Here is an 18,657-nt window from a genome sequence, read left to right as displayed (position 1 = left end):
GCGGAGAAGGCACTACGCCCGTAGGTCCTTCCATGGCCAACAACCGACGTGGGTGTCTCACCGGCCTCCCGGTCGAGTACAGCCAGGCCGGGCCCGGCTGCGTGAGGAGCGGCGGGGGTGGAGGACCGCCGGGACCGTCAGGGCGCCAGGGGGTGGCGGCGGGGCGGCGGGAGTCAGGCGAGAGACCAGGGCCGTCACCGCGGTCTCGGCGATCGTCGCGGGGTGCAGGGTCACGGTGCTCACCGGCGGATCGTTCTCGGCGTAGGCCGGGTCCTCGCTGGCGCAGACGAGGAGGAGGTCGTCGGGGATCCGCAGGCCGTGGCGGGCCGCTGCGGCCAGGACCTGGCGGCCGCCGCGGTCGTAGACCGTGTACACCGCGTCGCAGGCGTGGGCGGCGAAGACCGCGTCGAAGCCGTGGCCCGGGTCGTCGTACGGGTCGAAGGTGAGGAGCAGTGGCGTCCGGCCGTGCTCGTGGCACCACTGCTCGTACGCGCGGGTCACGGCCCGGGTGTAGTGCTCGTCGCCGTACCCGGCGTGCAGGGCGATCCGCCGGCCGCCCGAGGCCGCCAGGTGGCCGAGGACCTCGCGGGTGGTGGCGGTGTGGTCGTTGTCGACCCAGACGTCCCCGGGCCTCGGATCGACGGGCCGGCCGTCGAAGACGAGCGGGATGCCTCGGGCGCGCAGCGCACGCAGCACCGGGTCGTCCGTGGGGCTGTCGAGGAGCAGCATGCCGTCCACGGTGAGGGTGTGCCACGGCGTCTCGGCCCCGCGGGCGGCGGGGAGGATGGTCAGGGCGTAGTCATGGGCGTGCGCGGTGGCGGTGGCGGCGGTCAGGAACCGGGCGAAGTACGGGACTTCGAGGAAGTTCCAAACCGATCCGGCGTAGGTCGTGACGGCCACGCCCAGGGTTTTCCCAGTCCGCGGGGTCCGCTGGGAGCGGTACCCGAGCATGGTGGCCACCTCGCAGACCCGGCGGCGCGTGGATTCGGTCAGCCGGCCGGTTCCGTTGAGAGCGTGCGAGACGGTGGCGGTGGAGACCTCCGCGGCGCGTGCCACATCGGCGAGAGTGGGCCCTGACATGGCCTCATCCTACGGAATCCGTCGTTCCGGGCGGGTTTTGGTTACGGCGTTAATCAAAGAGGGTCCGCCACAGCGAATGCAGCTAAACCCTTGGAGTGGTCATGACTTCTTCTCTCGCCCGGCGGACCATGCTCGCCGCGGGCGCGGCCGGACTGGTGGGTGCGGCGGCCGCCCCCGCGGCCGCCGTGCACCGGGGCGCCGCGCACCGGAGTGCCGCGGCCCTGGTCATCCACAACGCACGGGTGTTCACCGGGCTCCCCGGCGCCCGACCCGTCGAGGCCGTGGCCGTCGGGCACGACGGCCGGATTCTCGCCACCGGCCGGGGCCGCGAACTGCACCACCTCGCCGGACGGGACACCGAAATCGTCGACGCGCGCGGGGCGACCGTGATGAGCGGCATCCACGACGGCCATGTGCACCCGCTCGGCGCGGGCGACCGTTCACTGAGCCCCTCCCTGGAGGGCGCCGAGACGACCGCGGAGGAACTCCTGGCGATCCTCACCGGTTTCCTCAAGGACACGCCCGGCCAGGAGCCCGACGGCTGGCTGGTGGTCTCGGACTGGAACCCGATCGGGCTGCTGCCGCGTGGCACCCTTCCCCACCACTCCCTGCTCGACACCCTTCCCACCCGACGCCCGATCGCCCTCCTCGGGAGCGACGGCCACAACACCTGGGTCAACGGCCGCGCCCTGGAGATCGCCGGCATCACCGCGGCGACCCCCGATCCGGTGGCCGGAAAGATCGTGAAGGGGCCGGACGGGAAGCCCAGCGGGGTACTCAAGGACGACGCACAGCCCCTGGTGACTCGCCACATCCCGGAGCCGAGCGAGGCCGATCTGGTCGCCGCCTGCTCGCGGGCCCTCGCCCAGGTGGCGGCCTCCGGGGTGACCACGATGATGGACGCGAATGTCGGGCAGAGCGGGTTGTCGACGTATCAGGCTCTGGCGAACGCGGGGACGCTGCTGCAGCGGATCGTCCCCGCGATCGGGATCGACGCAGACCTGGCGAAGGACCCGAAGGCGGCGCTTGCGTATGCGCGCGGGCTGCAGCGCTCTTTCCGTAACGTACCTGGGCTGCGGTTCGGGACGATCAAGGTGTTCCTCGACGGGGTGATCGAGTACCCGGCGCAGACGGCGGCGCTCCTGGCGCCGTATCTGGACGACTCGGGGCACCCGACGGACAACCGCGGTGAGTTGTATGTCTCTGGAGAGGATTACGGGCGGCTGACCGCGGTCTTCAACCGGGCCGGCTGGCAGATGCATGCCCATGGGCTCGGTGACCGCGCGGTGCGCACGGCGCTCGACGGGTACGCGTACGCCCGGCGCGCGACCGGGCTGCGCGGTGCCCGGAACACCATCGCTCACCTCCAGCTGGTGGACCCGGCGGATCTGGGGCGGTTCGCCGCACTGGACGTGGTGGCCTGCATGCAGCTCCAGTGGGCGGAACAGGACACGTGGACGATGGATGCGCTCCTGCCGTACATCGGGCCCGAGCGGCACCGGTGGATGTACCCTGCCCGCTCCCTGGAGCGGCACGGGGCCCGGCTCTCGGGCGGTTCGGACTGGCCGGTGGACCCGCTCCAGGTGTGGAACCAGATCCGTACGGCGATCGACCGCACGGGCGCGGAGGGCGACGGGCCGCTCTACCGGGAGTTGGAGGGGTTGAGCCGTACGTCGGCGCTGCGGATGCACACGCAGGGCACGGCATGGCAGCTGCGCATGGACCAGCTGACGGGAACAGTCCGGCCCGGTCTGGCGGCGGATCTGATCGTTCTCGACCGTGATGTAACGCAATGCCCGGTGGCGGACATCAGTGACACCCGTGTCGAGCTGACCCTGGTGGGCGGCCGGGTCGTCCACGACTCGCACTCCTCGGCGGGCCGGGCCGCGGTCGCGCGACTCGACCGGGCCGCCGCCGCGCCCCGCCCGGCGGCGTACGCGGCGGTGCACGGCGGACGACACCGGGCCTGCGGCCACGGCGACGACCGACCGTAGCGGGTCCGGCCCCCGTATGGCCGCGTCCAGCTCTGCGGGCCCACACCTGGGCCCGCATGCGGAAGGCATCGAAGGCGGCCCCACCTTCCGCCCAGGGCGCGGGCGACGTCGAGGAGCCGGTACGCCTGGGCGCGGCTGATGCCGAACTCCTTCGCGTAGTGCGCCTCCCCCGAGGCGCGGCCGAGCGGGAGCCGGATGCGGGCAGTGCGCGCGTCGCCATCGCGGCCTCGGGCCCGTCCGAGCCGGTGGCGGTCACCCTGACCACACCCTGTGGTTCAGCGCTTGAGGAACTCCAGGAGGTCCCTGTTGAACTTCTCCTTGTAGCCCGGGACGAGGGCGACGCCGTGGGGGCCGCCCTCGTAGACCTTGAGGGTCGCGTCCGGGATGAGTTGGGCGGACTTGCGGCCCGTGGCGTCGATGGGGACGATCTGGTCGTCGTCGCCGTGCACGACGAGCGTGGGGATGTCGAACTTCTTCAGGTCCTCATGGAAGTCCGTGGCCGCGAAGGCATCGACGCAGGCGACGCCGCCCTCGATGGTCTCGGCCATGGCCATGTACCAGAAGGCGTCCTGGTTCCCCTGGGTGACCTTGTTGCCGTCGCGGTTGGCACCGAAGAAGCCGACCGCCGCGTCCTTCCAGAACTGCGAGCGTTCGGCGAGGATGCCCTTCTTGACGCCGTCGAAGACCGACTGCGGTACACCCTCGGGGTTGTCGGGGCCCTGGAGCATCAGGGGACAGATCGCCGAGAGCAGCACCGTGGACCTGATCCGGTCTGTGCCGTGGCGGCCGATGTAGCGGGCGAGTTCGCCGCCGCCCATCGAGTGGGCGACCAGCGTGACGTCCCGCAGGTCCATTTGGGTGAGCAGGTCGTCGAGGTCGTCCGCGAAGGTGTCGAAGTCGTAGCCGTCCCAGACCGGGGTCGAGCGGCCGTGCCCGCGCCGGTCGTGGGCGATGCCGCGAAAGCCGTTGTCCGCGACCGCCTTGAGCTGGTCCTGCCAGGCGTCCCCACTCAGGGGCCAGCCATGGATGAAGACGACGGGGCGGCCGCGGCCCCAGTCCTTGTAGAAGATGTCGACACCGTCACGCGTGGTCACCGTGGGCATGCGTGCTGTCCTCTCGGATGTGCTGCCGGCCCCCTGTCCAGGGTGTGGCCGAACGCGCGAGCCGCAAATCGGAATCGGGGGATCCGCCGGCCGCGCCCGTCGTTCCGGGCGCGGCACCACGCCGCCTCGGGCAGGGCCGGGCCTCGCGCTCCTGTCGCCGCAGCCGGCTCAGCGCGGCGTGGATCGCCACCAGCCGACGGGCGTCGTCGATCCGCCCTGCGGTCTCCTGCGCGCAATCGACCACAGCGGGCGGGTCCGGGTGGCGGGCCAGGAAAGCGAGCCGCCGGAGCCAGGCACGGTGGGCGTTCTCGGCCTTGTAGTAGGGCTTTGTTAGGTGCGGTGGTGTGGTTCGGGTGCCGGGGCGGGTTGGCCGCATATGGAGCAGGCGCCGGTCCAGGTGGCCAGGAGGGCTTGGAGTTCGCGGAGGACCGCGTAGAGGGTCAGGCCGGCGCAGGGGCTTTTGGGTCGAGTCTGAGCAGGGTGCAGAAGGCTTGGGCGAGGGAGGCGAGGGTGGTGTGGCGGTGCCAGCCGGGGAAGTTGCGGCCCTCGAAGTGGTCCAGGCCCAGGCCGTCCTTGAGTTCGCGGTAGTCGTGCTCGATGCGCCAGCGGATCTTGCAGATGCGGACCAGCTCGCGCAGTGGGGTGTCGGCGGGCAGGGTGGACAGCCAGTAGTCGGTGGGCTCGGCGGCGCCGGGCGGCCACTCGGCCAGCAGCCAGCACTCGGGCAGGGAACCGTCCACGGCGCGGCGGATCGTGCGGTTGGCCGGGCGGACGCGCAGTGCGAGGAATCGTGAGCGCATCTCGGCGCGGGGGTTGTTCCTGGTGGTCTTGCTGCCCTGGCGCCAGGTCACCGTCCGTAGCGTGGATCGTCCTTCGTCCAGGGCGAGTTGGCGCAAGGTGGTGTGGGGGTCGGGGTACGCCGGGCCGGGCGGGCGGCCCTGGCCGCTGTAGGGCGGGCGCCGGGGGACGGCGTCACCCGGGTAGGCGGTGGTGCTGCCCTTGACCGCGACCGCGTAGGCCAGCCCACGTTCGCTCAGGCCCTCGCGAAAGCCTGTCGCGTCCCCGTAGCCGGCGTCGGCGACCACCGGCAGGTCGGGCAGTTCCCAGTCCCCGCGAACCTCGTCCAGCATGTCCAGGGCCAGGCGCCACTTCTCCCGGTGCCGCTCGCTGTCGGGGATGCCGGCCTTCGTCCGGCGGCGGCGGATCGCCTCGGCCAGCAGCGCATCGTCCGCGTTCTTGGCGTCGTCCCAGCTCTCGGGCAGGAACAGACGCCAGTCGACCGCCGAGGAGGCACGGTCGGACACCAGGTTGACACTGACCCCGACCTGGCAGTTTCCGCGCTTGCCCAGCGCGCCGCAGTACATCCGCGCCACCCCCGGCGAGTCGTAGCCGTCCTTGGGGAAGCCCACGTCATCGATCGCGTACGCCTCGGGCGAGATGTGAGCCGCAGCCCAACGGGCCAGCCGCTCACGGACCTTGCCCCAGTTCCAGGTGGAAGAGGAGACGAACTGCTGGAGCTGCTGATGGTCCACACCCAGACGCTCGGCCATCGGCTGCATCGACTTGCGCTTACCGTCCAGCATCAGCCCGCGCAGGTACAACTCACCCTTGGCCCGCTGGTCCCGCCGCGCCAGTGAACCGAGCATCTCCGCCGCGAACGCCTCCAAGCGCGGGCGGACCGTCTCCATCTCCTCAGGTGTCACACCTGAAAGAAGATCACAACCCTACCCCTGGCCGAACATTCGGGGTACCTAACAAAGCCCTAGTAGGGGCGTGTATCGAAAGTGGATCTCGGTGATGCGCTTGCCTTACCTCAGAGGTAATCGTCTCGGCGTGCCCACACTGGCAGGGTTGGTGATCTCTCCGCGTCGGAGGACGCGGACCAGGACGGAGAGGTCAGCCATGTCCATAGCCGCACTTACGAACACGCGCACTGTGGTTGAGGAGTTGCTGCGCAGAATTAGCGAGGGCGACCCCGAGCGCATCGCCGAACTGTATGCCGAGCAGGGCGATTGGAAGCTCGACTGGCCGGAGGCCGAGCACGGCCGTACTGCCACGCCGTGGATCCGCCACCGGTCCACCCGGGCCGACGCGGCCGCCCACTATCGCGAGCTTGCCGAGTACCACGTGCCGGAGTATGTGGCGACTGAGGTCGAGCGCATCCTTATCGACGGAAGCGACGCGGTCGTGCTCGGCGAGATCCGTCAGACCGCCCGGCCCACCGGACGTGCCTATCAGGCGCGGTTCGCTCTGCATCTCACCGTCGAAGACGGCCTTGTCACCCGGCACCATGTCTACGAGGACAGCCTGGCCGTCGCCCAGGCATTCGAGGCGGAGAATCGGTGAAAGACCACCGGGCCAATCGCGAAGATGCTGCTCACAGCCACCCAGCAGTTGTTGCTTGCAGCCCGTATCAGTCACGGTGAAGTCCGCGATCGCCCGGCAATCTCGCGAATCGTCGGCGAGCTCATCTCTCGGCACCCCAGAGTCTCCGGAGTACGGGAACTCGCGGCGGTCATCGGACCAGGGGCGTTGCCGACAGCATGACCGCCCCGCTCCCCCAGGAGGAAGGGGAACGGGGCGGGCGTTGGTGGGCGCGGCGGTCAGTTGCCGGAGGCGTACGTGACGAACTCCGCCCAGGCGCGCGGCGCGAAGCCGAGGTGCGGGCCGGGGAGGTTCTTGGAGTCGCGTACGTGGATCGTGCTTGCGGCCGCCGCTACCTCGACACAGGCCGGGCCGTCGTTACTGCTGTAGCTGCTCTTGAACCAGGTCACTCGGTGTCCATGTGTCTCCCTGGTGGTTCAGCTTTCCGACGCATACGCCACGAAGTTTTCCCACGCCGTGGGTGCGAACTCGAGTTGAAGACCGCACACGTCCTTTGAGTCGCGGATGCGTACCGCACCGGGGACGGCCGCGACCTCAACACATTCAGGGCCATCGTTACTGCTGTAGCTGCTCTTGATCCACTCCAGTGCGGAGCCGTCTCCACCTGAGGCCTTGTGGGTCATGTCTCTCCCAGCGCTTTCTCGATGACGGCCAGAGACTCCCGTGGGGTGAGAGCCTGGGCCCGGATGATTCCGTACCGCAACTCGATGATCCGGACTTGCTTGGGGTCGGAGATCAAGCGGTTGGTCAACTGGCCCTCCCAGTGTGCCACCGCTGTGCCGTCGTCGAACTTCAGCAGTTGGAGCTGACCCCCCATGCCCGCGTGATCCTCCCGGTCCGTCGGCATCACCTGGATCTCGACGTTCCGCAACTGACCGATGTCCAAAAGGTGTTCAAGCTGTCGTCGCGCAACCATTCTGCCCCCGAGCGGACGCTTGATCGTGACTTCTTCCTGGACGAATGTCAGCGTCGTCAGAGGTCGCCGCTCGAAGATTTCCTGCCGCCCCATCCGGCCCGCGACGTGCCGATCGATCTCGTCAGGCCCGAACGACGGCCGCCGCATCTCGTAGAGGGCCCGAGCGTATTCTTCGGTCTGCAAAAGACCGTGCACATTGTGATTGCCGTACGCCCCGAGCTCAACCGCGGCCCGCTCCAGCTTCGCCAAGTCACGGACCTTCTTCGGATACCGTGCCTCCGCAACGTCCTGCTTCATCGCGGCGAGTTTGCCGCCCGCGCCCAGGACTTGGTCCGCCTTGTCCAGGAACTCCGGCTTGGGGATGCGTTTCCCGGCCTCCACCTTGTAGACCTGGTTCTCCCCATACCCGATCGCGTCGCCCAACTCCTTCGCGCGCAGTCCTGCCGCCTCACGCCAGAGCCGGATCTGCCGGCCGACCGCCGCGATCACCGCGCCCGAGTCGTCCTCGACATCGAACTCCCAGTCAGGGCCGTCCGCCGTGTTGTCTCCGTCGCCCCGGTTGTCCTCGCTCGCCATACGACACCCGCCTCCAACCGTGCCCGCACCGTTTCGCGTTGGACGCCGTACCGGATGGACAGACCCGTACAACCGCTGGACAGTCACTGTCCGTACGCACGTCATTGCTGTTCAGAGTAGGCATCTCCGGCCACGCTGAGTGACGTGAACCGAGAAATCACCCAACCGCGCGCCCGCAGCGGCCAATTCGCCGTGCAGCTCTCCGCCACCCGCCGAGGTGCCCGACTCGCCCGGCTCCTCGCGACCGAGCAACTCCGCTCCTGGGGGCTGCCGCTGGACGACGCCGGGCATGTCGTCGCCGAACTGGCCTCCAACGCCGCGCTGCACGGGCAGGTGCCGGGGCGGGACTTCCGCATCATGCTGACCGTCACCGGGGACACGCTCCGTATCGAGGTCGCCGACGCTCGCGGGGACGTACTGCCCCGCGTCCCGGAACGGAACGACGAATCCGAGGCGGGGCGCGGGCTCATGCTCGTCGAGGCGATCGCCATCCGGTGGGGCGTGCGGGTGGGGCCCTTCCCACGCAAAACCGTCTGGGCGGAGGTAGCCCTCACCGGAACGTGACAGTCGCGACCCGGTCTGTCACGTCCCGGTGAACCGCGACCCGGCGCGCCCCGACGTAAAAGGCTTTTAAGGCTTTGGGAAGAAGAAATTTCCCAACCCAACCCCAACCCCTACCCCGGCCTCACACAGGGGCACGCACACGGCCCCGTCACTCACACGGGTGAGGATCACCAACTCGACTGGCTTTCTGCTCGGTTGGCAGGCATATGCTCGCCCCACAACCACAGACATGCGTCGGCCCCCGGCCGGGACTCGCAATCCCGATCGAGGGCCTGACCACCGAGGAAGAGAACGCTTCCCGATGGATACCCAGCAGGTTAGCGCGCCCTCGCGCGCCCCGTCTCCCGTTCCCGGGGACGCCACGCCCTCGTCCGGCGTCATGCACATCAACTCCCGCCACACCACCCGCTTCACCGTGGTCGGCAACCACCTCGCCCAGCACCGCGAGCTCTCCCTCCTCGCAATCGGCCTCGCCACCCACATCCAGTCACTCCCCACCGGGGCGAAGGTCGGGATCAAAACCCTCACCGAACGCTTCCCGGAAGGCGAAACCCGCATCGCCGCCGCACTACGCGAACTGGAAGCCCACGGCTACCTGAAACGCACCCGCGAACGCCTCCCCGACGGCCGCGTCATCACCCGCACCTGCTCGTACAACCAGCCAGGCTTCACCAACACCCACCCCGTCCCCGCACCCGAACGACGCCCCAAGCCCAGCCACCCAGCACCAGCCCCGGCCCCGGCCCCAGTGGCCCCGGTGCCCCCAGCCCCCGTATCCCCAGCCCCCGTATCCCCGCCACCCGAGCAGCCGCCCCACGTCCCCGCCCCCACCTCACCCAAACCCCCACCCCCACCACTCCCCCAACCCAACAACCCCCTCCCCCAACGCCACCACGCCGCCATCGCCCTCCTCGCCGACCTCCACCGCGATGCACCCCAACTCATCCTCACCGAACGCGACATCCACGCCCTCGCCCCCGCCGTCGCCACCTGGTACGAACGCGGCGCCACGCCCACCGCCATCCGCCACGCCCTCACCAACGACCTCCCCCGCCCCCTCAAACACCCCGCCAAACTCCTCCGCCACCGCCTCACCCACCTCCTCCCGCCCCCACCCACCGTGCTCCACCAACCCACCCCACTCCAGAACTGCAACCACTGCGACCGCGCCTTCCGCTCCCCCGCCCCCGGCAACTGCCGCGACTGCGAGAGCGGACTGGCGCTCATGGGGTAGCTGTGGCCGTCGCGTCCGGCGATCGGAGCCAGTCCCCCGTGCGGGCCGTATCGGCTGCGGTGCGCAGCAGGTGGGCGACGGCGGGGCGTCCCGCCCGGCCCCTGGCCAGGAGGTGGATTTCGATCGCGGCTGCCGGGGTCAGTGGCCGCCACACCAGCCCGGCGGGCACACTCGACGCCGCCGACCGGGCGGTCGCGTACCGCCGACGTCATCACGGACCTGCGGGCCCGGCAGGTGCGGGGGAAAGCGGTGCTGACGGTGGGGTGACGGCGTCGCACCAAGGCTCTCCGTATCCTGTGAACCTTTCCGCGCCCTGCGGGCAACAAGGGATGACACGCTCATCCGCCGAGCCCCCAGGAGCCGATGTGACCGGACCACCAGCCAGTCCCGATGACGATGCCGAGGTCGTCGCGCAGTCGCTGGAGCATCCCGAGATCTTCGCCGGGCTCTACGACCGCCACGCTCCGGACATCCACCGCTATGCCGCCCGCCGCCTCGGGGAGGGCGCGGCGGACGACATCACGGCGGAGACCTTTCTCATCGCCTTCCGCTCCCGGCGCCGTTACGACCGCACGCATCGCAACGCCCGCCCCTGGCTGTACGGCATCGCCGCGAATCTCATCGGCAAGCAGCGGCGCAGCGAGGAGAGGGGGCTGCGGGCCCTGGCCCGTACCGGTCGGGACCCGGTGGCCGCGTCCTGGAGCGACCGTTGTGACGACCGGATCGCCGCGCAGGCGCCGCTGGCCGGGGCGCTCGCCTCGCTCTCGCCCGGCGACCGCCATGTGCTGCTGCTCGTCGCCTGGGCCGACCTCGGGTACCAGGAGGTCGCCGAGGCGTTGGGCATCCCGCTCGGCACCGTGCGGTCGCGGCTCAATCGGGCCCGCCGCAAGGTCCGTGAGGCACTCGACATGGATCCCTCGTTCACGCCCGACGTCATGGAGCTGACCCCGTCATGGACGAAATGACCCGGCTGCGGGAGCTGCGCGCGGACGCGCCCGTTCCCGACCGTTCCGCACTCGCCCCGGGCCGGCAGCGGCTCGCTCAGGCCGTCGCCTCGGGCCGCCGTACCCGCCGGATGAGGGCCGACTGGCGGATCGCGTCGGTCGGCGCGGCCGCGGCGATCACCGTGGCGGCCGTGCTCGGCACCCAACTCGTCGATGCCGCCGCCCCCGACCGCTCCGGGCCCGCTGCGACCACCGGAACCCTGCGGCTGGACAGCCCGGCCGAGGTGCTGAACCGGGCCGCCGACACGCTGGAGAAGCAGCAGGCGGCCCCGGAGCCGCGCGACGACCAGTGGATCTACACGAAGACGGTGATGGCCCAGTCGGCCCAGTCGGCCCAGAGGAGCTCGGCCGTCGGCAGCTTCACGTACGACCCCGACAACTGGGTCCCGTACGACAACTCCGCCGCGGCCAAGAACGGGAAGGACGACGACTACCGCACGTCCCGTCAGGTCTACCGGGCCGCCAATGAGCTGCCCGACGACCCCGCACGGCTGCTGGCGAAGGTCCGCTCGTTCTACCCGACCGGCAACACCGCCGAGAACCCACCCGAGGCCGAGGCCCAGCACAGCTTCCGCGCGATGGGTCTGATGGTCGAGGCGTACCCGATCGCACCGACCGCCCTCGCTCGGATCTACCGGGCCCTGGCCACCGTCCCCGGCGTCCAGGTCACCGGCCATCTGGTGAAGGACGCCGCCGGACGCGAGGTCATCGCCATCACCCGGAAGGAGGACGGCAGTCACGGACAGCGGGAGATCCTCCTCGACCCGCACGACTTCAGGTACGCCGGGATGCGCTTCGTGGTCACCGAGGACTACGAGTACGCGTCCTCCGCGGGCAAGGTGCAATTTCCGTCGGAGAAGTTCAAGGCCGGGCAGATCATGATGAGCGAAGCCCGGGTCAAGGCCGCCGTCGTCGACGCCAAGGGCGAGAAGCCCTGAGACGCCACCAGTAGCCGCGAACCGGGGCCGGTGTCCGCCACAGGGGTGCGGACACCGGCTCCTGCCGGTCCCCCACGTGACCGAGCCCACCCCCCGCTCCGTCAAAACTCCCGCAACAATGAACATGTGATCACTTCGCCGCCACGAAGCAGCACCTCCCGACGCGCCGAGCACGCGGCGACGCCGTACGTCGATCTGTCGCGCGCCGAATGGAGCGCCCTGCGCGACAAGACGCCGTTGCCGCTGACCGCCGACGAGGTGGAGCAGCTGCGCGGACTCGGGGACGTCATCGACCTCGACGAGGTACGGGACGTCTATCTGCCGCTCTCCCGGCTCCTCAACCTCTACGTCCAGGCCACCTCGGGCCTGCGCGGCGCCCTGAACACCTTCCTCGGGGACGCCGGCAACGGGCACGGCGCGCAGCGCGGCACCCCGTTCGTCATAGGGGTCGCGGGCAGTGTCGCGGTCGGCAAGTCCACGAGTGCCCGCATCCTCCAGGCGCTACTGGCCCGCTGGCCCGAGCACCCCCGGGTCGAACTCGTCACCACCGACGGGTTCCTGTTGCCGATGAATGAGCTCCAGGCGCGCGGGCTGATGTCGCGCAAGGGGTTCCCCGAGTCGTACGACCGGCGGGCCCTGACCCGTTTCGTCGCCGACATCAAGGCCGGCAAGGACGAGGTGACGGCACCCGTCTACTCGCACCTGATCTACGACATCGTGCCGGGCGAGCGGCTCACCGTACGGCGCCCCGACATCCTGATCGTCGAGGGGCTGAACGTGCTGCAGCCCGCGATGCCCGGCAAGGACGGCCGGACCAGGGTCGGGCTCGCCGACTACTTCGACTTCAGTGTGTACGTGGACGCGCGGACCGAGGACATCGAGACCTGGTATCTCAACCGGTTCCGGAAGCTGCGCGAGACGGCGTTCCAGAACCCGTTCTCCTACTTCCGCAAGTACACCCAGGTCTCCGAGGAGGAGGCCATGGAGTACGCCGCGACGATGTGGCGGACCATCAACAAGCCCAATCTGGTGGAGAATGTCGCGCCGACCCGGGGTCGTGCCACTCTGGTGCTGCGCAAGGGGCCGGACCACAAGGTCCAGCGGCTGTCCCTGCGCAAACTCTGATTCTCCGAGCCTCCTGGGAGTGGCCGCGTGCTGCATCTGCGCCTGATCGTCCCCGCCGGCCGTACGGACGAGGTGGTGCACCTGCTGGAGAGCACCGTCGGTACGGCGCATCTCGTGGTGATGCCCGGGGTCGCCCGCGACCCGGCGGGTGACGTGGTGCTGTGCGATGTGGCCCGGGAGGCGGGCGAGGAGGTGATCTCGGCGCTGCGCGGGCTCGGCATCGACAAGTCCGGTTCGATCACCGTCGAGAACATGGACCTGACGCTCTCCGCGCACGCCGACAAGGCCGAGGAGGAGGCGCCGGGCGAGGGCGCGGACGCGGTGTTGTGGGAGGAGCTGACAGAGGCGACCCACGAGGAGTCGACGTTCAGCGTCACCTATGTGGCGTTCCTCGCGGTCGCGACGATGCTCGCCGCCTGCGGTGTGATGCTCGACAACGCGATCCTGATCGTGGGCGCGATGGCGGTCGGCCCGGAGTTCGGGCCGCTGGCCGGGATCTCCACGGCCCTGGTGCAGCGGGCCCCGCGGCTGGTGTGGCGGTCGCTGGTGGCGCTGATCGGCGGCTTCGCCGTCGCGATGGTACTGACCGCCGGGTTCGCCTGGATGATGGACGCCTTGGGGCAGTTCACGTACGCGATGATCGAGGCCGGCCGGCCCAATACGTCGTTCATCTGGAAGCCGGACCCGCTGTCGTTCGTGGTGGCGTTCCTGGCCGGGATCGCCGGGACGCTCTCGCTCACGTCGGCGAAGTCCGGGGCGCTGATCGGGGTCGCCATCTCGGTCACCACCGTGCCGGCCGCGGCCAACGCGGCGGTGGCGTTCAGCTACAGCGACTACGGCCAGATGTGGGGCTCCACGGCCCAGCTGCTGGCGAACCTCAGCGGAATCGTGGCCGCGGGGACGCTCACGCTCCTCGTCCAGAAGGCCCTCTGGGCGCACCACCGCCGCCGCCGGACAGGCCCCGTCGCGAGCCCGTCCGGCCAATAACGCGAGCCCGCACGGGCCGGGCCCGCCCGGCGACCGACGGAGCGCCCCCGATCAGGGCCGGACACTGCTCAGGACGCTCCGGAGCCCGTCCGGCCCGACCCGAACGAAAGACCTCAGGGCCTCTCGTTTGGATCATGCCGGGCTCGACCCGGACGAAAGCCCCTAGCCGAGTACCGACTTCACCACGTCGGCCAGCCGCTCGGCGATCGCCCGTGCCTGCTCGATGTCGGCCGCCTCGACCATGACCCGTACCAGCGGCTCCGTGCCCGACTGGCGCAGCAGTACGCGTCCGGTGGAGCCCAGCTCGCGCTCGGCCTCCGAGACCGCCGCGGCCAGCTCCGGGGAGGTGTCGACCCGGGACTTGTCGACGTCGCGGACGTTGATCAGCAGCTGCGGCAGCCGCTGCATGACCCCGGCCAGCTCGGCGAGCGTACGGCCGGTGGCGGCGATCCGGGCCGCCAGCAGCAGGCCGGTCAGCGTGCCGTCACCGGTCGTGGCGTGGTCCAGGACGATGACGTGGCCGGACTGCTCGCCGCCCAGGGCGTACCCCTCGGCCTTCATCGACTCCAGCACGTAACGGTCACCGACGGCGGTCTGGACGAGCTGGATGCCCTCCCGCTCCATCGCGATCTTGAAGCCGAGGTTGGACATGACCGTACCGACCACGGTGTCCTTGCTCAGCTTCCCCGCCTCGCGCATGGCGAGGGCGAGCACGGCGAGGATCTGGTCGCCGTCGACCTCCTCGCCGGTGCCGTCCACGGCGAGGCAGCGGTCGGCATCGCCGTCGTGCGCGATGCCGAGATCGGCACCGTGCTCGACGACGGCGGCCTTCAGCAGCTCCAGGTGGGTGGAGCCGCAGCCGTCGTTGATGTTCAGACCGTCCGGGTCGGCGCCGATCGTGATCACCTCGGCACCGGCCCGCGCGAAGGCCTCGGGCGAGACCCGGGAGGCCGCGCCGTGCGCCTCGTCGAGGACGACCTTCAGCCCGTCGAGCCGGTTCGGGAGGACGGTGATCAGGTGGGCGACGTACCGGTCGAAGCCCTCGGCGTAGTCGGTGACCCGGCCCACACCGGCGCCCGTGGGCCGCGCCCAGGGCTCACCGGTGCGGTGCTGCTCGTAGACCGTCTCGATCCGGTCCTCCAGCTCGTCGGCGAGCTTGTGGCCGCCACGGGCGAAGAACTTGACACCGTTGTCCGGCATGGCGTTGTGGCTGGCGGAGAGCATCACGCCGAGGTCGGCGCCCAACGCGCCGGTGAGGTGCGCCACCGCGGGGGTGGGCAGCACACCGACCCGCAGGACGTCCACGCCCGCGCTGGCGAGGCCCGCGACGACGGCGGCCTCCAGGAACTCTCCGGACGCACGGGGGTCACGTCCCACCACCGCTGTCGGCCGGTGCCCCTCGAAGGTGCCCGCCTCGGCAAGCACATGCGCCGCAGCGACCGACAGACCGAGCGCCAGCTCGGCCGTCAGATCCGCGTTGGCGACACCGCGCACACCGTCCGTGCCGAAGAGTCGTCCCACTGGTGTCCTCCGAAGATGCTCCGAAAACGCAAAACAAAACAAGTCAAAGCCAAGCAAAACGAAAGCAAGGCGAACCAGCACCGCAGCGCTGCACACGCACGCAGACGCGCGTACACACACACGCACATACACACGCACGTACACACGCACGTACACACGTACGTACACACGTATGCACGTGGGCAAGTAGGCGCATGAACGTCTTATGCCGTTATACGCCCGAGGGTGCCAATAGACGAACGCCCCGGCAAGCACGAGATGTGCCGCCGGGGCGAACGTGTAACGCAGATGAGCAGGCGGTTTAGCGCTTGCTGTACTGCGGGGCCTTACGGGCCTTCTTGAGACCGGCCTTCTTGCGCTCGACCGCACGGTCGTCGCGGGAGAGGAAGCCGGCCTTCTTCAGCGGGGCGCGGTTGTTGTCCACGTCCGCCTCGTTCAGCGCGCGGGCCACACCGAGGCGCAGGGCGCCGGCCTGACCGGAGACGCCGCCACCCGAGATGCGGGCGATGACGTCGTAGCGGTTGTCGAGCTCGAGCACCTTGAAGGGCTCGTTGACTTCCTGCTGGTGCACCTTGTTGGGGAAGTAGTCCTCAAGGGTGCGACCGTTGATCTTCCACTTGCCGGTGCCCGGAACGATCCGGACGCGGGCAATGGCGTTCTTCCGACGGCCAAGGCCGGCGGCAGGCTGCGGCTCGCCGAAGCGGGACGCCAGCGACTCGCTGGTGTACTCGCCCTCGACGGGAACCTCGGACTCGAAGGTGGTCACCTCGGCGAAAACCTCTTCGCCCTCGACGCCCTCGACGGGGTTCTCAACAGTGGTCTCGGCCACGATTCTCCTCAGATCTTTCTTTTGGTCTTGGGGGGAGGCCGGAACTACTGCGCGACCTGGGTGATCTCGAACGGGACCGGCTGCTGAGCAGCGTGCGGGTGCTGGTCGCCCGCGTAGACCTTGAGCTTCGAGAGCATCTGACGGCCCAGGGTGTTCTTGGGGATCATGCCCTTGATGGCCTTCTCGACGGCCTTCTCGGGGTTCTTCGAGAGCAGCTCGTCGTAACGGACGGAGCGGAGACCACCCGGGAACCCGGAGTGGCGGTACGCCATCTTCTGGGTCTTCTTGTTACCGGAGAGGTGAACCTTCTCGGCGTTGATGATGATGACGAAGTCGCCCATGTCCATGTGGGGGGCGTAGATCGCCTTGTGCTTGCCGCGGAGGAGGTTCGCAGCCGTGGTGGCGAGACGACCCAGGACGATGTCCTGCGCGTCAATGATGTGCCACTGGCGCGTCACATCGCCGGGCTTGGGGCTGTACGTACGCACTTCGTAGCCTTCGCTTCTTCAGTGGATGAGGTCCAGACACATGGCACCCCTGAAGCGATCATGCAGCTGGGGCCCACAATGCCGGAAACGCTGTCCGTATGCGAGCCACTGGTAACTGCTCCAGAGAACCTACGTAAGGGCTCTTCGCGTGAGAACGACGAAGCCGATACGTATAACAACCCCCGACAGTACCCGCCCCGCCTGGGACGGGTCAAAACGCGCCGGCCCTACCGCGCCCGCTCCACCCGCCGCTCGTCCCACACCGGCTCCGCCGTCTCCCGTACGACACCGTCCGAGCCGAACACCAGATACCGGTCGAAGGACTTCGCGAACCACCGGTCGTGCGTGACGGCCAGCACCGTCCCGTCGTACGCCTCGAGACCGTCCTGCAGGGCCTCCGCCGACTCCAGGTCCAGGTTGTCCGTCGGCTCGTCCAGCAGCAGCGCGGTCGTGCCCGCCAGCTCCAGGAGCAGGATCTGGAACCGCGCCTGCTGCCCGCCGGACAGCTTCTCGAACGGCTGGTCGCCCTGGCGCTCCAGCTCGTACCGGCGCAGCACGGACATCGCCCCGCCCCGGTCCTTGGCGTGCTCGGTCCACAGGATCTCGACGAGCGTGTGGCCGAGCAGCTCCGGATGGGCGTGCGTCTGCGCGAAGTGCCCCGGTACGACACGCGCCCCGAGCTTCCACTCCCCCGCGTGCGCAACCGGCTCGCCCGCCAGCAGCCGCAGGAAGTGCGACTTCCCCGATCCGTTCGAGCCGAGAACTGCGACCCGTTCCCCGTAGAAGATCTCCAGGTCGAACGGTTTCATCAGCCCGGTCAGCTCCAGGCCCTTGCAGGTCACCGCCCGTACCCCGGTCCGGCCGCCGCGCAGCCGCATCCGGATGTCCTGCTCGCGCGGCGGCTCCGGCGGGGGCCCGGCGTCCTCGAACTTCTTGAAGCGGGTCTGCATCGCCCGGTAGCGGGACGCCATGTCGGGGCTGATCGCCGCCTGCTGCCGCAGCCGGTGGACCAGCGCCTTCAGCCGGGCGTGCTCCTCCTCCCAGCGCCGCAGCAGCTCCTCGAACCGGGCGAACCGGTCCTTGCGGGCCTGGTGGTACGTGTCGAAACCGGCGCCGTGCACCCACACGTCGCTGCCCGCCGGACTCGGCTCCACGCTGACGATCTTCTCGGCGGCCCTGGACAGCAGCTCCCGGTCGTGGGAGACGAAGAGGACCGTCTTACGGGTCTCCTTCAGCTTCTCCTCCAGCCACCGCTTCCCGGGGACGTCGAGATAGTTGTCCGGCTCGTCGAGCAGCAGCACCTCGTCCGGCCCGCGCAACAGCGCCTCCAGCACCAGCCGCTTCTGCTCACCACCGGACAGCGTGCGCACCTCGCGCCACTGCGCCTTCTCGTACGGGACACCGAGCGCGGCCGTCGTGCACATGTCCCACACGGTCTCGGCCTCGTACCCGCGGGCCTCCGCCCAGTCGCTCAGGGCCTGCGCGTACGTCATCTGCGCGGCCTCGTCGTCGACGGTGAGGATCAGCTCCTCGGCCTTGTCGACCGCCAGGGCCGCCTCCCGGATACGGGGCTGGGCGACGGAGACCAGCAGGTCCCGGACCGTGCGCTCGTCCCGCACGGAGCCCACGAACTGCCGCATCACCCCGAGCCCGCCGCTCACCGACACCGAACCGCCGTGCGGCTGGAGCTCCCCGGCGAGCAGCCTCAGCAACGTGGTCTTTCCGGCGCCGTTCGCCCCCACGAGGGCGACCACGGCCCCGTCCGCGACCCGGAACGAAGCGTCGCCGAGCAGCACCCGCCCGTCCGGTAGGTAGTACTCAAGATGGCCCGCTTCAAGATGTCCCATGCACAGCATTGTCACGGGCCGCGAAGCCCTGGCCCAACCGGTTTGTGTTCCGTCTAGGATCGCCGC

Annotated in this window: 18 protein-coding genes; 8 read left to right on the top strand and 10 right to left on the bottom strand. The window is 69.7% G+C overall.

Translation table 11 applies throughout. From position 1 onward, the window contains the following. Positions 1–57: 57 nt before the first annotated feature. Positions 58–1,080 carry a LacI family DNA-binding transcriptional regulator gene (locus OG306_RS23175; protein ID WP_266747985.1) on the bottom strand — a complete coding sequence of 341 codons (1,023 nt, stop codon included), beginning with the start codon at positions 1,078–1,080 and terminating at the stop codon, positions 58–60. A gap of 101 nt (positions 1,081–1,181) precedes the next feature. On the opposite strand from OG306_RS23175, the gene OG306_RS23170 reads away from it, so the two are divergent. Continuing rightward, on the top strand, positions 1,182–3,074 hold the full coding sequence (locus OG306_RS23170) for an amidohydrolase (RefSeq protein ID WP_266905721.1): 1,893 nt from the start codon (positions 1,182–1,184) through the stop codon (positions 3,072–3,074). A gap of 275 nt (positions 3,075–3,349) precedes the next feature. On the opposite strand, the gene OG306_RS23165 is transcribed toward OG306_RS23170, so the two are convergent. Continuing rightward, the gene (locus tag OG306_RS23165; protein ID WP_266747983.1) at positions 3,350–4,177 is read right to left on the bottom strand and encodes an alpha/beta fold hydrolase; all 828 of its coding nucleotides are present in this window, start codon (positions 4,175–4,177) and stop codon (positions 3,350–3,352) included. Between the two features lie 440 nt (positions 4,178–4,617). Next, positions 4,618–5,880 carry an IS701 family transposase gene (locus tag OG306_RS23160; protein WP_371665068.1) on the bottom strand — a complete coding sequence of 421 codons (1,263 nt, stop codon included), beginning with the start codon at positions 5,878–5,880 and terminating at the stop codon, positions 4,618–4,620. A 199-nt stretch (positions 5,881–6,079) separates the two neighbouring features. Between OG306_RS23160 and OG306_RS23155 the strand changes: the two genes are divergently transcribed. After that, positions 6,080–6,523, top strand: coding sequence for a nuclear transport factor 2 family protein (locus OG306_RS23155; protein WP_266747982.1), 444 nt, complete (start codon positions 6,080–6,082; stop codon positions 6,521–6,523). A 257-nt stretch (positions 6,524–6,780) separates the two neighbouring features. Here the strand turns inward: OG306_RS23155 and OG306_RS23150 are convergent, their stop codons facing one another. From OG306_RS23150 to OG306_RS23140, 3 genes are read right to left on the bottom strand one after another with little or no spacing between them, the layout of a single operon-like run. Then, positions 6,781–6,951, bottom strand: a complete 171-nt coding sequence (locus tag OG306_RS23150) for a DUF397 domain-containing protein (RefSeq protein WP_327349437.1) — start codon at positions 6,949–6,951, stop codon at positions 6,781–6,783. A gap of 27 nt (positions 6,952–6,978) precedes the next feature. After that, positions 6,979–7,185, bottom strand: a complete 207-nt coding sequence (locus OG306_RS23145) for a DUF397 domain-containing protein (protein WP_266747980.1) — start codon at positions 7,183–7,185, stop codon at positions 6,979–6,981. Beyond that, a complete protein-coding gene (locus OG306_RS23140; RefSeq protein ID WP_266747979.1) occupies positions 7,182–8,054 on the bottom strand; it encodes a helix-turn-helix domain-containing protein in 873 nt (290 codons plus the stop codon). The genes OG306_RS23145 and OG306_RS23140 overlap by 4 nt, the downstream gene beginning before the upstream one ends. A gap of 144 nt (positions 8,055–8,198) precedes the next feature. On the opposite strand from OG306_RS23140, the gene OG306_RS23135 reads away from it, so the two are divergent. From OG306_RS23135 to OG306_RS23110, 6 genes are all read left to right on the top strand, one after another. Continuing rightward, positions 8,199–8,618 (top strand): ATP-binding protein, encoded by a 420-nt coding sequence (locus tag OG306_RS23135; RefSeq protein ID WP_266747978.1) that lies wholly within the window; start codon positions 8,199–8,201, stop codon positions 8,616–8,618. A 301-nt stretch (positions 8,619–8,919) separates the two neighbouring features. Continuing rightward, positions 8,920–9,852, top strand: coding sequence for a helix-turn-helix domain-containing protein (locus tag OG306_RS23130; RefSeq protein ID WP_266747977.1), 933 nt, complete (start codon positions 8,920–8,922; stop codon positions 9,850–9,852). A 365-nt stretch (positions 9,853–10,217) separates the two neighbouring features. Continuing rightward, positions 10,218–10,817: an RNA polymerase sigma factor gene (locus OG306_RS23125; RefSeq protein ID WP_266747976.1), complete on the top strand. Its 600-nt coding sequence runs from the start codon at positions 10,218–10,220 to the stop codon at positions 10,815–10,817. Then, on the top strand, positions 10,805–11,794 hold the full coding sequence (locus OG306_RS23120) for a CU044_5270 family protein (protein WP_266747975.1): 990 nt from the start codon (positions 10,805–10,807) through the stop codon (positions 11,792–11,794). The genes OG306_RS23125 and OG306_RS23120 overlap by 13 nt, the downstream gene beginning before the upstream one ends. Positions 11,795–11,920: 126 nt before the next feature. Further along, the gene (gene coaA / locus OG306_RS23115; protein WP_266747974.1) at positions 11,921–12,919 is read left to right on the top strand and encodes a type I pantothenate kinase; all 999 of its coding nucleotides are present in this window, start codon (positions 11,921–11,923) and stop codon (positions 12,917–12,919) included. 27 nt (positions 12,920–12,946) lie between these two features. Continuing rightward, positions 12,947–13,906, top strand: coding sequence for a DUF389 domain-containing protein (locus OG306_RS23110; protein WP_266747973.1), 960 nt, complete (start codon positions 12,947–12,949; stop codon positions 13,904–13,906). 162 nt (positions 13,907–14,068) lie between these two features. On the opposite strand, the gene glmM is transcribed toward OG306_RS23110, so the two are convergent. The 4 genes from glmM to OG306_RS23090 all read right to left on the bottom strand — a co-directional run bounded on the left by glmM (position 14,069) and on the right by OG306_RS23090 (position 18,600). Next, entirely contained in the window at positions 14,069–15,427 is a 1,359-nt protein-coding gene (glmM, locus tag OG306_RS23105; protein ID WP_266747972.1) for a phosphoglucosamine mutase, read from the bottom strand. 301 nt (positions 15,428–15,728) lie between these two features. Further along, positions 15,729–16,256, bottom strand: a complete 528-nt coding sequence (gene rpsI, locus OG306_RS23100; protein WP_266747971.1) for a 30S ribosomal protein S9 — start codon at positions 16,254–16,256, stop codon at positions 15,729–15,731. Between the two features lie 44 nt (positions 16,257–16,300). Further along, the gene (rplM, locus tag OG306_RS23095; RefSeq protein ID WP_037688030.1) at positions 16,301–16,744 is read right to left on the bottom strand and encodes a 50S ribosomal protein L13; all 444 of its coding nucleotides are present in this window, start codon (positions 16,742–16,744) and stop codon (positions 16,301–16,303) included. A 227-nt stretch (positions 16,745–16,971) separates the two neighbouring features. Continuing rightward, positions 16,972–18,600, bottom strand: coding sequence for an ABC-F family ATP-binding cassette domain-containing protein (locus OG306_RS23090; protein WP_266752359.1), 1,629 nt, complete (start codon positions 18,598–18,600; stop codon positions 16,972–16,974). Positions 18,601–18,657: the final 57 nt, after the last annotated feature.

The organism is Streptomyces sp. NBC_01241, assembly GCF_041435435.1.
Classification (GTDB): Bacteria; Actinomycetota; Actinomycetes; order Streptomycetales; family Streptomycetaceae; genus Streptomyces.
Note: the sequence above shows the minus strand (reverse complement) of the source record. Positions and strands in the feature narration are given on the sequence as shown.